The 14,568-nt window shown below is 67.1% G+C and carries 12 protein-coding genes and 2 pseudogenes; 3 read left to right on the top strand and 11 right to left on the bottom strand.

The genetic code is table 11. The features are described from left to right. Positions 1 to 156: 156 nt before the first annotated feature. Positions 157 to 2,904 (top strand): AAA family ATPase, encoded by a 2,748-nt coding sequence (locus AB0L95_RS34255; protein WP_365168653.1) that lies wholly within the window; start codon positions 157 to 159, stop codon positions 2,902 to 2,904. A 197-nt stretch (positions 2,905 to 3,101) separates the two neighbouring features. On the opposite strand, the gene AB0L95_RS34250 is transcribed toward AB0L95_RS34255, so the two are convergent. After that, positions 3,102 to 3,518 carry a hypothetical protein gene (locus AB0L95_RS34250; RefSeq protein WP_365168650.1) on the bottom strand — a complete coding sequence of 139 codons (417 nt, stop codon included), beginning with the start codon at positions 3,516 to 3,518 and terminating at the stop codon, positions 3,102 to 3,104. A gap of 447 nt (positions 3,519 to 3,965) precedes the next feature. Here AB0L95_RS34250 and AB0L95_RS34245 point away from each other — a divergent pair, with 447 nt between their 5' ends. Beyond that, positions 3,966 to 4,898 (top strand): ketopantoate reductase family protein, encoded by a 933-nt coding sequence (locus AB0L95_RS34245; protein ID WP_365168647.1) that lies wholly within the window; start codon positions 3,966 to 3,968, stop codon positions 4,896 to 4,898. 100 nt (positions 4,899 to 4,998) lie between these two features. Here the strand turns inward: AB0L95_RS34245 and AB0L95_RS34240 are convergent, their stop codons facing one another. The 10 genes and pseudogenes from AB0L95_RS34240 to AB0L95_RS34195 all read right to left on the bottom strand — a co-directional run bounded on the left by AB0L95_RS34240 (position 4,999) and on the right by AB0L95_RS34195 (position 13,493). Then, a complete protein-coding gene (locus tag AB0L95_RS34240; RefSeq protein ID WP_365168644.1) occupies positions 4,999 to 5,508 on the bottom strand; it encodes a CGNR zinc finger domain-containing protein in 510 nt (169 codons plus the stop codon). A gap of 386 nt (positions 5,509 to 5,894) precedes the next feature. After that, positions 5,895 to 6,803 (bottom strand): alpha/beta hydrolase, encoded by a 909-nt coding sequence (locus AB0L95_RS34235; RefSeq protein WP_365168641.1) that lies wholly within the window; start codon positions 6,801 to 6,803, stop codon positions 5,895 to 5,897. A gap of 162 nt (positions 6,804 to 6,965) precedes the next feature. Further along, positions 6,966 to 7,430 carry a hypothetical protein gene (locus AB0L95_RS34230; RefSeq protein ID WP_365168638.1) on the bottom strand — a complete coding sequence of 155 codons (465 nt, stop codon included), beginning with the start codon at positions 7,428 to 7,430 and terminating at the stop codon, positions 6,966 to 6,968. 97 nt (positions 7,431 to 7,527) lie between these two features. Continuing rightward, on the bottom strand, positions 7,528 to 8,376 hold the full coding sequence (locus AB0L95_RS34225; RefSeq protein ID WP_365168635.1) for an MBL fold metallo-hydrolase: 849 nt from the start codon (positions 8,374 to 8,376) through the stop codon (positions 7,528 to 7,530). 111 nt (positions 8,377 to 8,487) lie between these two features. Further along, the gene (locus tag AB0L95_RS34220; RefSeq protein ID WP_365168632.1) at positions 8,488 to 9,489 is read right to left on the bottom strand and encodes a zinc-dependent alcohol dehydrogenase family protein; all 1,002 of its coding nucleotides are present in this window, start codon (positions 9,487 to 9,489) and stop codon (positions 8,488 to 8,490) included. A 116-nt stretch (positions 9,490 to 9,605) separates the two neighbouring features. Then, a complete protein-coding gene (locus AB0L95_RS34215) occupies positions 9,606 to 9,812 on the bottom strand; it encodes a hypothetical protein (protein ID WP_365168787.1) in 207 nt (68 codons plus the stop codon). A 53-nt stretch (positions 9,813 to 9,865) separates the two neighbouring features. After that, complete coding sequence (locus tag AB0L95_RS34210; RefSeq protein WP_365168784.1) at positions 9,866 to 10,123, bottom strand: hypothetical protein; 258 nt, start codon at positions 10,121 to 10,123, stop codon at positions 9,866 to 9,868. Then, a pseudogene (locus AB0L95_RS34205) lies at positions 10,110 to 10,322 on the bottom strand (MBL fold metallo-hydrolase); the annotation flags it as partial. The pseudogene AB0L95_RS34205 and the gene AB0L95_RS34210, both read right to left, overlap by 14 nt. A gap of 112 nt (positions 10,323 to 10,434) precedes the next feature. Further along, positions 10,435 to 12,144, bottom strand: coding sequence for an NAD-dependent malic enzyme (locus AB0L95_RS34200; protein ID WP_365168629.1), 1,710 nt, complete (start codon positions 12,142 to 12,144; stop codon positions 10,435 to 10,437). 458 nt (positions 12,145 to 12,602) lie between these two features. Then, the gene (locus AB0L95_RS34195; protein ID WP_365168778.1) at positions 12,603 to 13,493 is read right to left on the bottom strand and encodes a LysR substrate-binding domain-containing protein; all 891 of its coding nucleotides are present in this window, start codon (positions 13,491 to 13,493) and stop codon (positions 12,603 to 12,605) included. Between the two features lie 291 nt (positions 13,494 to 13,784). Between AB0L95_RS34195 and AB0L95_RS34190 the strand changes: the two are divergent. Further along, positions 13,785 to 13,971, top strand: a pseudogene (locus tag AB0L95_RS34190) (transposase family protein); the annotation flags it as partial. Positions 13,972 to 14,568 lie beyond the last annotated feature (597 nt).

Genomic DNA, 14,568 nt, shown 5'->3' with positions numbered 1-14,568 from the left:
CCGCTGCCTCCGCAGCGAGATCACCCCGCTGTCCGTGACCAGGCGGACGATCCGCAACCGCGAGCGAGAGGCGGAGGTTTGGGCCACCGCGCCAGAGAGGCGTCGGTGGCGTCGCCCTCCCGGTTCCGAGGGCCGCTGAACGTTTAGGGTTGTCGGATGGGTGGTTTGTTCGGCCGTGACGAGGAATGCGGCCGGTTGCGCGATGTTCTTGCTCATGCCTGTAAGGGCATGAGCGGAGTTCTGGTGTTGCGAGGTGCGCCGGGGGCCGGGAAAAGCGCCCTGCTGGACCACGTCGAGGCCCTGGCGGCGACCCAGGAGTTCGAGGTCATGCGCTTCGACGCGGTGGAGTCCGAGGCCGAACTCGGATTCGCCGCCCTCCATCAACTGCTCAGGCCGTATGTGGCACAGCTTGAACAACTCCCTCCACCCCAGCGTGACGCGCTCGCCCGCGTCCTCGGCCTGCAGGAGCAGACCTCCGCGCCGGACCGGTTCCTCGTCGCCCTGGCGGCTCTGGGGCTCCTTGCGGCCCGTCCCGGCACGCGCCCACTGCTGTGCCTGGTGGACGACGCCCACTGGCTGGACCAGGAGTCCGCCGAAGCGCTCTCCTTCGTCGCGCGACGGCTGTACGCCGATTCCGTCGCGATGGTCTTCGCGGTGCGCGACGCGCTCGATGGCCGGGACCGCTTCGCCGGCCTGCCGACGCTGTCCGTGCCGAGTCTGCCGCTTGAGTCGGCGACGCTGCTGCTGGAGGCGGTGACATCCGGAGCTGTCGACTCCGATGTCTGCGCCAGGATCGTCGCGTCGACCGGCGGCAACCCGCTGGCCCTGATCGAGGCGGCCAGGGAACTGAGCACGGACCAGCTCAAGGGCCAGGCCCCGCTGCCCGAGCCGGTGCCCGTGGGGCAGGCGTTGGAGCGCACCTACCTCCGTGAGGTGCTGATGCTGCCGCCGCAGACGCGGACCCTGTTGCTCGTGGCTGCCGCCGATGCGACCGGTGACCCCAATGTGCTCTGGCGTGCCGCCACCCGGCTGGGCTTCGACGCGAACGCCGCAGCGGCGGCCGAGGAGCGGAACCTCCTCACCATCAGGAATCGTGTCGGATTCCGTCATCCCCTCATTCGCTCCGCCGTCTACTACGGTGTTCCTCTCGCGCAGCGTGCCAGGGTGCACTCGGTTCTGGCGGCGGTGGCCGAAGACCTCGGAGCACCGGATCTGCGCGCCTGGCACCTTTCCGCCGCGGCCACCGATCCGGACGAGACGGTCGCGCTCGAACTGGAGCGCGCCGCGGAGCGCAGCCTCGCCGGCGGAGGCTGGGCAGCGGGCTCCACGCTTCTGGCTCGCGCGGCGGCCCTGTCCGCGCCGGGGACCACGCGTGCGCGCCGTCTTCTGGGTGCGGCCGAGGCCGGCGCCGTCTCCGGCTTGCCCGGCCGTGCCCAGGACCTGCTCGACGAGGCCGCCGTCTATCGGGACGACCGTCACTACAACGGGCTGGTGCAGCGTGTCCAGGCACGTGTCCACCGCCTCACGGGGGACCCGGCGGCCGCCACCCTGGCCCTCCTGGCGGCTGCCCGCGACCTGGGGGCGACTGATACCCGCCTGGCCCGGGACGTCCTGGTGGAAGCGCTGGTCCAGGCACAGATCAGCGGCTCACTCGCACCGCGCGGGGCGACGCGTCGCGCCGTTGCGGAAGCGGCCCGCGCCCTGCGGCTCCCCTCGGTGGTGACACCCACCACCGGAGACGCCGTGCTCGACGCGGACACCGCACTTCACCTCGAAGGACTGAAGGCCGCCGCCCCCAAGCTGCGGCACGCCGTCGCCGTCGTCCGGACCGAGGAGCCCGTCGCGCCGGAGTTCTTCCAGTGGCTGGCGGCGGCATGCTCGCATGCCACGATGCTCGGAGACGACAACACCTTGCACGAGTTGGCCTGGCGCATGGAGGCGGAGGCCCGGCACCAAGGAGCCGTCATTCCCATGGCGCTGGCGCTGAGCCACACGGCGGCCGCGGAGATGATCGCGGGACGCCTCGCCGAATGCGAACGGCAGTTTGACCAGCGTGCCGCCCTGGAGGAGGCACGCGGCTCGGAATTCCACCTGGGAGCTCTCCTGGTCGCCGCCTGGCGCGGACAGAGCGACCTCGCGGACCAGCTCTCCGAGCGGGTGACCCAGCAGGCGGCACGCACCGGACAGGGATACCAACTGATCTTCCGGGACTACGCGCGCTGCGTCCTCGCACTCGGCGAGGGGCGCTACCAGGAGGCGTACACCGCCCTGGCCGGCCGGATCGACGACTCTCTCCAGGTCAAGTTCGCCCTCGCCGACGTGGTCGAGGCGGCAGTACGCAGCGGCAAGGACGACGAAGCCCGGGCGCTGCTCGCCCGGCTGACCGACCTCGCCGACGCCGCGCCTGTTCCCGGGACGCGCGGTGACCTGGCCCGTGCCCGTGCCCTTCTGGCCGCTGGCGATCCGGAGACCCACTACCAGGAGGCCATCGCCCGTCACGAGTCCGCGCGCGGTCCCGCTCGCCGGGCACGCAGCCATCAGGTCTACGGAGAATGGTTGCGCCGTGAGCGCCGGACCAAAGAGGCGCGCCACCATCTGCGCGTCGCCCATGAGCTGTTCGACGGCATGGGGGCCTACGCCTTCGCGGCACGCACGGCACAGGAGCTGTCCGCGGCCGGCGACCCGGTCGAGTCCCACCACGAGCCCGACCACCGGAGCGATCTCACGCCGCAGGAGGCCCGGGTCGCCCACCTGGCGGCCGGGGGAGCCACCAATGCCGAGATCGCCTCCCAGCTGTTCCTGAGCGTCCACACGGTCGACTACCACCTGCGGAAGGTGTTCCGGAAACTGGGTATCCGTTCGCGCCGTGACCTGGCCGAACGCCGTGACCCTCACCTGATGTGACGGCGCGCCGTGCCGCATCCCTCGGAGCAAGCCACGCCTTCGTGGAGGCGTTTGCGACGCCTCCACGAAACGGCAGTTCGACGGCCGGCCGACTCGGCCGACAGCCTTCAGGAGGATCCTGTCGACGGTGTCGGGGCGAGCGAGGAGGACGTCGCGCGCGGCGAGCCGCGGTCCGTCAGCGATCCGGCCGCCCGCGCTCAACTCCTGCCGAGCAGATCCCGCACGTGCTGGACGATCTCGTCGTTCGTGTAGGCGTGGCCACCGATGCCCCAGCCGCCGGGCACCGCTTCGGTCAGGGTGACCCAGGTGCGCTCGGCGAGAGGCGGGTCTCCCGCTGCCGCGGCCACCAGATCGGAGATCTCCTTGACCACGCCGAGCTGCTGCTCCCTGTTGAGCGCGCCGGCGTTGGTGGTCACGGTGACGCGTACGTGGTCGGCACTGCCACCCGCGGTGGAGAAACCATCGGCATCCAGCTCATGGACGAAGGCAGCCGTGTTGTCGGTGAAGAACGGAATGACGGGAACCTTCTCCCAGCGCATGATCGCCTGCGCGAGTTCCTGGGCGAGCTTCTTCCGGTCCTTGACGGTCCCCTTGGACACGTAAACGTCGATCATGGGCATGGGGCGATCCTCTCTGTAGCTGACGGTCCGCGGCTGAACAGGCCGTATCTGGTGATCATGCTTGGCGGGGGTGCCCGGACGAGATCCCGTGGCGTACGTAGTCCTTGCGGGAGAACGCGTAGGCCGCATCAGCACCGGTGCTGGCAGCTCGTTGTCGTCCTTGGTCGTCCTTGGTCAGCACGATGCAGCCGTACGGTCTTCGCAACCGGCCGGGCCGAGCGGGCGGCGCCGGACCAGAGGCCGATGTCAGTGCTCCACCATCGAACTTGTGGAAATAAGCAAAGGATCTTCGCTTATGTCAATCTAGGGAAAGTGGCCTGCTGACATGGCCCTGAACGCGGAGATTGGAAAACGTGGACGAAATGGCTGTAGCGTGATTGCTTATAGCAAGAGGCGGAACCGTGGCACATCACCCTCGTGCCGTGAGAGGAGCAGTGGCTCATGAAGATCCTGGTGGTGGGTGCCGGAGCGACCGGGGGCTACTTCGGGGCCCGGCTCGCCCAGGCCGGCCGGGACGTGACCTTCCTGGTACGAGCCGAGCGTGCGGAGCACCTGGCTCGGCACGGACTGCGCATCGTAGGCCTGGGGGAGCGGACCGTCCTCGCCGCCCACACGACGCAGGCCGGGAAGATCGACGCTCCGTACGATGTGATCCTGCTGTCGGTCAAGGCCACCGGCCTGGAGCAGGCCATCGACGACATGGCACCCGCCGTCGGTGCGGACTCCCTGATCATCCCCGTCCTCAACGGCATCCGTCATATCGATGCCCTGGCCGCACGGTTCGGCGGCGAGGCGGTACTGGGCGGCGTGGCCAAGGTGGCGACCACCCTGAACGCCGACGGTGAGATCGTCCGGCTGGCCGACATCCAGAGCCTGCGCTACGGCGCTCGAGCCGATTCGGCCCCGGCGCGGCTCGGGGAGCTGCACCGCTCACTGAGCGATACCGGGTTCTCGACCGGTCTGTCCGAGGACATCGACTCGGAGATGTGGGCCAAGTGGGTCTTCATCGCCGCGGTCGGAGCAGTGACCTGCCTGATGCGGGGAGCGGTCGGCGAGATCGTTGCCGTTCCCGGCGGAACCGCATTCGCCGAAGGCGTGGTCGACGAGTGCGCCTCCGTCGCGGCCACCGCCGGGCACCCTGTCCCGGCCCCGGCCCTGCAACAGACACTGGCGACCGTCACGGAAGCAGGCTCGTCGACCACCTCGTCCCTCTACCGCGATGTGACGTCCGGCCGTAGTGCCGAGGTCGAGCAGATCCTTGGAGACCTGGTGTCCCGTGCTCAGGGGTTCGGGCTCGCTGTTCCGTTGCTGGAGCTGAGCACGATGCAGCTTCGTGTGCACCAGAACCGAATCGAGAACGCCCGCCCCGTGTGAGGCGGACACTTCGTGGACGCGGGGCTGCCCACTGTGGGTCGCTGTGGACAGCCCCGCGCACCGCTCGTCGGCCGGCGAGCCGACGGAGCCCTAGGGGCCCCTAGATCCTCTGGGCCCGCTGGCGCGCCCGGTAGGCTCGCAGATTCGCCGCGTTGCCGCAGATCTTCACGTTGTGCCAGACCCCGCTGTTGTTGCGTGACCTGTCGAAGAACATCGTTCCGCACCGGTCGTTGCGGCACATTTTCAGCCGCGGCCAGGTCCCTGTCTGCTGGGCCAGGAAGACCTCGATCAGGGCCAGGGCCGCCACTCGCCGCCAGCCGGTGCCGCGCGGCTCCAAACGGACCTGCCCGTCCCCGCTGAGCTGTATCGCTGTGGCCGCGGTGTGCAAGGGGGGAAGCGCGTCGTCGTTACCCCGGGCCGCAGCCTGGCGCAGATCATCACGGAAACCTCGAAGCTCTTCCTGATCGTGAGCTTCGAGCTCGATCCCGGCCATGGGGGTGCCGGTGACCTCGCCCCACTGTTCCAGCGCCTGATCAAGCCAGGCTTGGGCGTCGCCGAGGTCGGCGAGGAGATCCTTCGTGCGGGGCTTGCCGGCGGAGATGGTGTTCATGAAGTCCTGCACAAAAGCGAGCCCCGCCGGGGCTGGCTCAGTCTCGTACCGACCCGTCGCCGACCAGCTCATGTGGATCACTTCCTGCAGTCCGTATACTCTTTAGCGACATAAGCATACGCCTTTTCGTCAAATCTTGTACAACGTGTGAAGCGTCAGGTGCAGGCAGACCTCCTTTGCTGTGCAGGGCAGGAGGTCCGGTCGAGGGTGGGAACGCTGCCGGACAGGCCCTCGGGATGCAACATATGCGACTGGATGACGCCTATGCTGCCCGCTCCGCGCCGTCGCAGCCGCGGCCGGGCCACCCCGTGCCGGCCCCGGAGCGGCGGCAGCGGCGCGACCTCTCCCGTCTGGTCAGGCTCCGCCCGGGAGGCGCCCTCCCGGCCTCACCCGGGTTCGGAGAGATGCTCGCAGAACCACTCGGTGGCGGCTTCACTGGTCGGCTCGAAAGCTGCCACGTAGGAGTCGAAGTGATCCCCGGTGAACATCGCCAAGCCCTTGGGCTCCAGGGCGCGCTCGTACGCGGCGAGCGCGAGATCGCTGGGGGTGACCGTGTCCGTCCTCCCCACGACCATCAACAACGGCGTCGGTGACACCCGAGCGACCCAGGCCCCCGGCTCGTACATCTGCGCTTTGCGCGTGGACCGCAGCGTGACGTACTTCGGTTCTTCGACCGACGGCGGGAGCGAGAAGTGAGCGTCGGACTCCGCCATGCCCCGGGAATGGTAGGCAGCCCGGACGTTCGGATCGAGGCTGTTGAGGAGCTGATACGCGGGTTGCTTGCCCGCCAGTTGAGCGCGTTCGTCGTCGTCGAACAGTTCCTCCAGTGCCTGCTTGCGGTCGGCGGGCACGCGCCGTAGGCCCTGCTCGTAGCCGCTGATGGTCGGAATCTGCGCGACTGCCGCCCGGATGCGCCGATCGGTGGCTGCCAGGATGATCGTGTGGCCGCCGGCGTAGCTTGAACCCCAGATTCCGAGTCGGCCGGCATCGACGTCGTCAAGGCTCTCCAAGAACGAGATCGCCCGCCGCCAGTCGGTGATCTGCTGCCACGGGTCGATGTCGCCACGGGGCTCGCCACCGCTGAGACCGAACCCACGGTGGTCATGGACAAGAACGACGAAACCTGCCTGGCTGAAGCGTTCCGCATACCCTTGCAGGCCGCGGTACTTCACGCCGCCGAAGCCATGTGCCATCGTGATCGCCGGAAACGGGCCATTGCCGGTTGGCGGGCGGAATATCCAAGCGTGCAGCGATATGCCGCCTTCAGCAGGAATGAATGCTTCCTGGTAGCTCATGAGCCGTTCACCCTTCGGTCATCGACGTGGTCACGAAGTCGGTGAGGATCTTGTCGTCCGGACGCCGCAGCAGACCGCTGTGGCGCCGGTCCTGCTGTGACCGGTCGGAATGACTCACCCTGCCGCCCTCCTTCCGGGCGGCTGCGCCCTACGGCCGCCTCCTCAGCTCACTGATCGCCAAGCCGCGTCCAATGAATCCTCCGTCGTGGGTACGAACTGAATGCCCACCACCCGCCAGCCCGCAGAGCCGCGAGCAGCTTCGAAATGAGCGGCAAGACGTTCGATCTCACTGTTGTCCGCGCGGCACCGTGACCAGATGGCCTCAATGGCCGCGCCGGCGGCGTGATAGACCTTCACCTTGCGATCCGGAACAGCCGTATAGGAGTAGTTCTGCGCCCGCAACTCCCTTTGGCTGCGCTCCAGCGAGTCAGTGACAGCATCATTGTCGAGCAGCCACTCCTGTGCGGTAGGGGTGCTGATGTGCAGCGGCGCGGACCAGTAGTCGAGGATGAAATCCGGCCCACGACGGATCGCGCCGCTTGCCACTCCTACCCAGGTGGGCAGATAGTCCTCGAAAAACCAGTGCGTGACCTCAGCGAGGACACTGCCACTACGGATGCCGTCCACCTGGTTACCTTTCGTCGGGGGAGTGCGCATCAGCGGTCACATCCGGCTCGAGCCGCCGGCCTTGCCTGAGAGGCCACACCGTGCTCGACGGCAGAGGCTATGCGGGCTGGTCGGACAGCAGCGCGAGCGCGCTGTACCAGACCGGGCCCGGGTTGAGTCGATCCGGGTAGAGCTGCACCATCTGATCGTAGAATTCGGACGGAGTTGGTTCGAGGGCCAGCAAGCGCTGCGCATCCAGCAGATATCTGCGGGTCTGCTCAAGAATTTCCGGGCCGTCCGGAAGGTCTCTGTTCTTGTGGCCCGCGACGACCGCACTCGGGTGCAGCGCGGATACGGTGTCAAGCGCGGTGAGCCACTTCTCGATCCCTCCTCCAGGACTCTCCAGCAAATACTGATGCACCCCGTTGTAGGCGACATCACCGGCCACCACGAGGTCGATCGACGGAGCGTGCAGGACGGTGGTGTCGTCGGTGTCCGTGTGACCGACTTCTACCGCCCGGAAGCGATGGCCCTCCATCTCGAATCCCTCGGCCGGCATGACGTGGTAATCCACCGGACTGTCCGGGATGAGCCCTGGGAAATCAACGTCCCATGTCTGCTTCCGCTCGCCCGCTTGCTTCCTCATCAGCCCGATCGTCCCCTCGGTCGCGTACGGCACTGCGCCGGGGAACCGCTGCAACAGCAGATCGGTGCCGAACCAGTGATCACCGTGACCGTGCGTGGCATAAATGTATGCCAGTCGCTTCCCGTGGCTTTCGATCCAGTCGCCGACGTTGTGGACCTGTTCCTGGGTGAACGGTGGGTCGACAAGTACTGCTTCCGTCTCACCGAGGATCAGAGTGGATGCCAGGGGCGAGGAGATGATCGGGCTCCCGTCGGGCAGGCGCATGCTCCTCTGGCGGCGGATCCCGTCGGAAACGAGTACGTCATAACGCAGCTTCCTCACGTCATACCTCCCGGCGAAGCAGAAGCACGCTGTCTGCCGACGTCGTGATGCCCGCAGGCGCGGGGTGACCTCGGGCTCCCCGGCAGGGACCGCGGGCATCGGTGGCAAGGACTACTTCGCCCCCGGAGCAAGGAACACCTTCCCTTTTCGGCCCTTCTGCTCTGCGTGGGTCACGGCGTCCGCGATCTCGTCGAGAGAGAACTTGCGCCCGGGAGATGTTTCGACGATCCCCTCACGCATAAGGTCTACGATGTCCTGACCCAGCTGCTGTCGTTGCGCGTCCGTGAGTCTGGGGAACCAGTACCCGAGCCAGTAGACTTCCAGGGTTCGACGCCCGGCCAGGATGTAACGCGGATCGTCACCGACACGGATCGGCTCGCCTGTCAGGGAGCCGTACACGAGCATTTTTCCATCCTCGTGAAGTGCCTTGAAGATCTGGGTTCCGGTTTCTCCCACTACAGGGTCGATGGCGTACTTGACGCCCTGCGGGTCGATCAATTTGCGCACTTGCTCGTCGATGGGCCCGTCACTGGAGACGATGACGACATCGGCGCCGAGACGTTCCAGTTCTTCCGCCGATTCGCGCCTGCGGACGATGTTCACGGTACGGATTCCATCGCGTTTGGCCAGCCTGATGATCATACGTCCCAGCTCCGACCCCGCCGCCGACTGGAGCAGCCACTCTCCCTGAGGGACTGCCAGTACATGGCGGACCATGAGAATGGCAGAGGCCGGATTGATGAAGAAGGACGCCACCTGCTCATCAGGGAGGTCGTCGGGGACGGCGAACAGTTCATTGGCAGGAGCGACAGAATATTCTGCCCAGTTTCCCCCGGATCCATTGATGACCGATACTCGCTGCCCCGCGGAGACTTCCTTCACCCCCGGCCCCACCGCATCGATAATTCCGACGCCTTCGAATCCAGCCTGCGCCGGGAACTGTGCTTGTACGCCCGCGTAGTATCCCCGAACGTAGAGAAGATCGGACGGGTTCACCGGCGTTTCCAGGATACGCACCCTCACCTGCCCCTCTCCGGGCTCCGGAAGAGGTACGTCTTCGACGGCAAGGACTGCCGCCGGCTCGCCATGTCGAGCAAACCGGATAGCTTTCATTCTCGGACTCCCGTGAACGTCGTCACCTGGTTAGGTGATGAGATGTCATACCCTTTGCTCCTCTTTGACGCAGGAGATATATCGCACAGCGGCGGCGACTTCGTGGAGCCGCGCTATCAGGAGCCCTTGGCGGACCTGGCCGATTCCCAGAGCGCGCCTTGGTTGATGCGGGACGGGTGGAGGTTCAACATGTCCTGATAGACCTCGAGGGCAGTGGTGGCGCTTTCAACGACCATTTCGAAGTCATGGATGTACTGCCGAGTTTCCACGATGGTCCCCGGCTCGTCGGGCCGATCGGGGCGCTTGTGGCCCGCGATGACCACCCGGGGGTCTAGGCGATTCCGCGAGGTACAGGTGGACAACGTTGTAGACGGCGTCACCGGCCACCACCAGGCCGAGGGAAGGCGCCTGCAGACAGGTGGTGTCTGTCGTCGGTGTCGGTGTGCCCGAGCGCCACCACGACCAGGTCGTTGCCCTCCAACTCCAGCCGGTCGCCGATCAGCGGTTCGGCCGCGACGAGTCTGTCGGGGATCTGGCCGGGAAAGCGCGTGTTCCAGTAGGACGAGACGAACTCCAGGTGCCATCTGTTTCCGCATCTGCGCCACCGCTTCCGGGGTGACGACGGCGCGAGCACGCGGGAAACGTTCGAGTACGGTGCCCAGCCCGAACCAGTGGTCGCCGTGTCCGTACGTCACATAGACCGTGGTGAGGTTCTTGCCGCTCGCTGCCACCCAGTCCGCCAGACGGCCGGCCTGTTCGGTGGTCATCAGCGCGTCCACTAGCACCGCGTCGCGCTCGCCTGCGATCAGCGTCGCAGTGATCGGCGACCACATACGTCTTGGCAGGTCGGGCGGCAGGTCCGAGATTTCGGTGGGGATCGACGGCGCCACATGGACACTCCAATGCAGAGACGCTCCGGCCATGACCTGTTCCTCGGACATCCGGTCAGATGGCGTGTACGGGGTGGTAGTCGGGCCGCCACATGGCAGCGCGGACCCGGGTTCCGATGTCGTCGCCGACGGTGGCGCGCGCCACCCCGTCGTAGGCTGCGGCTTGGGCGACGGCCGTGGCGACGGCGGCGGAGGTCTCCCTCAACTGCTGAGTGGGCGGGAGGAGTGCCGCACCGGGAGCGGTGGAGCCGACCTGCTCGGCGACCGCGTCGGCCGCGGCTTTGAGCATGCCGTCGGTCATGCGGGTGGCCCGAGCCACGATGGTGCCGAGGCTGAGACCGGGGAAGATGAACGCGTTGTTGGCCTGCCCGATCTGGTAGGTGATCCCACCGTGGGTCACGGGGGCGAAGGGACTGCCGGTGGCGACCAGGGCCCCGCCGTCGGTCCAGCCGAGCAGTTGGGCAGGTGTCGCCTCGGCGAGCGACGTGGGGTTGGACATGGGAAGGATGATCGGCCGGGCGACGGAGGCGGCCATGTCACGGATGATGGGCTCCGTGAAGGCACCGCCCTGGCCGGAGGTGCCGATGAGGATGGTCGGTCGGACCCGGTGCACGACCTCAGCCAGAGGAATCCCGCCGACGTCTGCGTCGCGTGACCAGTCGGCCACCTCGTCAGCCGGACGGGCGTAGGGGGCCTGGAAGTCGCGCACTGCCATGTCCTCGGTCAGCAGGCCGTGTCGGCCGACGCACCAGAACCGTCGGGTGGCCTCGCCGGGGGTCAGCCCGGCGGAGATCAGCGCGTCGCGCAGTTGGTCGGCGACCCCGATGCCTGCCGTGCCCGCGCCGAAGATCACCACGCGGTGGTCGCGCAGCGGCGTGTCGCTGGCTCGCACCCCGGACAGCACTGCCGCCAGGTTCACCGCTCCCGTGCCCTGGACGTCGTCGTTGAAGGTCAGGTACCGGTCGCGATAACGCGCAAGGATGCGCCGCGCGTTGTCCGGCCCGAAGTCCTCCCAGTGCAGCACGGCGTTGGGGAAGAGCCGATTGGCCGTCTCGACGTAGGTCTCGATGAAGGCGTCGTAGGTCTCCCGGTCGACTCTGGGGTGACGATTGCCGAGGTAGAGAGGGTCCTCCATCAGTTCCTTGCGGTTGGTACCCACGTCGAGCACGACGGGAATGGTGCGGGAGGGATGGATACCGCCCGCGGCGGTGTACACCGCGAGCTTGCCCACCGAGATGTTGATGCCGCCCACGCCCCAGTCACCGATGCCCAGGATCGCCTCACCGTCCGTGGCGACGATGAGGTCGACGTCGTCCGGTCCCCGTCCGGTGGCGCGCAGGGCGCGTTCGACGTCCTTGGGCGCGTCGACCGACAGGTAGACCCCTCGGGGGCGTCGGTACTCGTAGCTGTAGCGCTGGATCGCAGTGCCGACAGTGGGCGTGTAGACAATCGGCAGCATCTCGTCCAGGTGGTCGCTCACCAGCCGATAGAACAGGACCGCGTTGCGGTCCTGGAGGGCGGCCAGATTGACGTTCTTGGCCAGGTCGTCCGGCTGTGCCAGGAATTGCGCGTACGCGCGCGAGGATTGTTGCTCCAGCGTGAGTACGTGCGGAGGGATCAGCCCGACGAGATCGAGCGCCTGTCGTTCTTTCTCGGTAAAGGCGGTGCCCTTGTTCAGCCGGGGATCGGTCAGCACGGCACGGCCCCTGGAGGTCGTCTCCCACCGCTCAACGTCAGGATTCCACCTGGTCGGCTCCGTGTTCATGGCTGTCTCCTCGCTGACGCAGCCGCGCTGGTGCACCATTCGACGGCCGCGTTTTCACCCTGGCGCCGGACTTCACGGTGGACACCCTTTGTGCTCTCAGCGCATGGGGCGCTCCACCCGGATTCCGGTCACGGGGGATTCGCCCAGCCTCTCGGCGCGATCCGCGAGGAAACCGGCAAACTGCCCGCGCGGGCGACGGCGCCTGCGGCCATCTCCGGCCCTCGGCCCAAGGTCGATCTCGCGCCACTCACCTCGTGTCAAAAACCATATCTCACTAGCATGGATTTTTCAGAGAAGGAGCCGACGGGCGCAACATCGACGACCTGGGGGATGAAGCACCGGCCGTCGGCAGAGGCGGCGTGGCTCGGGGGATCGGGGGAGTGGGCGAGCGCGGACCGGTGACCAGGGCGACGAGCGGAATTCCCGCAGTTCCGTGGCCACAGCCCCCTGACCTCCCGTCACCCGGAATTGCCGGGTGGCAGCAGCTCCAGCAGGCGGAGTACGGCCGCGTCCGCTTCCGGGCGGCGTACGGCGACCACGGTGGTGTCCAGCCGGGGCGACTGCCCGTGCAGCCCGACGAAGGCGATTTCGAGGCTGAGGATGTCACGGAGCCGTTCCGGCATGAGGCTGACGCACAGTCCGGAGGCGACGTAGCTGACCAGCCCGGTGACGTTGTCGGCCACCGCACGGCTGCGGGGCATGAATCCCGCCTCATGACAGGCCTGTCGCACCTGCCGGGCCAGGTCCGGCAGTGCGTCGGCGTCGGGGGGCACGAAATCGTCGTCGCGCAACTCGTCCAGGCCGATCTCGTCGGCGCCGGCCAAGCGGTGATCGTGCGGTAGTGCGGCGGCGATGCGCTCGACGGCGACTTCCTGGCTGACCAGTTCGGCCGAGTCCGACAACGGTGAGAGGTCGCGCAGGAACCCCAGGTCCAGTGCGCCGGAACGGACCATCTCAGCGACGGCAGCCGTCGAATCCTGGTACAGGTGAATGCGCAAGCCCGGCAGTTCCTCGGCCGCGGCTCGCAGGAATGCGGGGAAATTGCTGAGCATGCTCACGTACCCCAGCCGGATGTCTCCTTCCAGGCCCCCTGCGACCCGCCGGACCCGCTCGATGGCCGCAGACTGCGTGTACAGAAGGCGCCGGGCGTCCACGGCGAAGGCTGCGCCCGCCGGGGTCAGGGATACTCCTCCCGGGCCCCGCTCGAACAGCCGCACCCTCAGGGCCCGCTCCAAACGCTGGATCGACTGGCTGAGCGGCGGCTGGCTTATGGACAGGCGCTCCGCGGCACGACCGAAATGCTTCTCCTCGGCGAGCACCAGGAACTGTTCGAGTAGGCGCTTCGTCAGGTTTATATCTTTCTGGTGAGCAGTGGGCGGTGCTGGAGCGGTGCTGGAGCCGTTGTGGCCGGTGGTGGTGTTGGGCAGGCCGCCGGTGGGCCGGCGGAAGCTGATTGAGCCTTCTCAGCGTGGTCACCGAGCGGGTGACGTCGGTGAGGTCGAGGTGTGGGCCGCAACGGCACGAGGCTCCCGTGCCGTTGCGGGAGGTGTTCGAAGTCTCAACCCATCGGCAGTGGAGCCTCGTGGGTTCCCCATATTGCTGCACTTGACCTGCCCCACGCCCTCGTCGAATGGGTCACGATGCGCATCGTCGCCCGCGAGGGTGACCGATGATGCAAACTCCCGCCGCACCAGCGCGTCGCTCGCCGCTCTCGGGTACCTGCGCCGGCACGACACCCTCGCCCGCATCGCAGCCGGCTTTGGGATATTCGTCGGCACCACGCACGCCTGCATCAGGGCTGTCGCCCGCCTGCTCGCCGACCACAGCGGGCAGCCGTCACTGCCGTACTTCTGCGTGTTGCGCCGGCACCTGGCGCAGACACCGACCCGGTCACCGGGACAGATCAGCGTGGACGGGTCGGGCTCCGTGACCGGAGGCGACGGAGGAGTGCTCATCGTGGATCTTTATGCCGCCCGAGATGCCTAGGGGGGTGTTGGGTCCGCACCGTGCCGGTTGTGATTGCAGCGTGGGGTCCAATCGGGAAAATGCCTACAGGGAGTTTGCGTTCGCGACTCGGTGTGACATTCGCTCGCTCCTCATGTGAGGGCCCGCACAGGGTGCAGGTCACATACGAAGGCGCTTAGGGCGTAAGTGCGGTCTCCGTGAGCGGGCAGATAGCGCATTTGTCCCACTTTGCCCTGCCCGTTGCGACTACTGGGGATAGTACGCCACACCTTTGCCAGGGGTTTTTGCGGTCGCTAAGAATTGCTTTCGTTGCTCGGCGCCGCGGTCTTCGGATCACGGCGTTTGTTGCTGGAAACACCAGTCTGCCGAAGGCATCCGGGCGATATCCGCGCTACCGAAGAGGTCCCTTAGTCAATGCTCAAGAACACCAACATTCGTGCTCGTGCTCGTGCTCTGACC

It is taken from the genome of Streptomyces sp. NPDC052036 (assembly GCF_040680495.1).
Classification (GTDB): domain Bacteria; phylum Actinomycetota; class Actinomycetes; order Streptomycetales; family Streptomycetaceae; genus Streptomyces.
The sequence above is the reverse complement of the archived record's forward strand: the minus strand, read 5'-3'. Positions and strand labels throughout refer to the sequence as shown.

Coding starts and splice junctions, on each gene's coding strand:
- AB0L95_RS34245 (WP_365168647.1), top strand. CDS start 3,966: ATGAAGATCCTGGTGGTGGGTGCCGGAGCGACCGGGGGCTACTTCGGG.
- AB0L95_RS34200 (WP_365168629.1), bottom strand. CDS start 12,144: ATGAACACGGAGCCGACCAGGTGGAATCCTGACGTTGAGCGGTGGGAG.
- AB0L95_RS34255 (WP_365168653.1), top strand. CDS start 157: ATGGGTGGTTTGTTCGGCCGTGACGAGGAATGCGGCCGGTTGCGCGAT.
- AB0L95_RS34235 (WP_365168641.1), bottom strand. CDS start 6,803: ATGAGCTACCAGGAAGCATTCATTCCTGCTGAAGGCGGCATATCGCTG.
- AB0L95_RS34250 (WP_365168650.1), bottom strand. CDS start 3,518: ATGATCGACGTTTACGTGTCCAAGGGGACCGTCAAGGACCGGAAGAAG.
- AB0L95_RS34240 (WP_365168644.1), bottom strand. CDS start 5,508: ATGAACACCATCTCCGCCGGCAAGCCCCGCACGAAGGATCTCCTCGCC.
- AB0L95_RS34220 (WP_365168632.1), bottom strand. CDS start 9,489: ATGAAAGCTATCCGGTTTGCTCGACATGGCGAGCCGGCGGCAGTCCTT.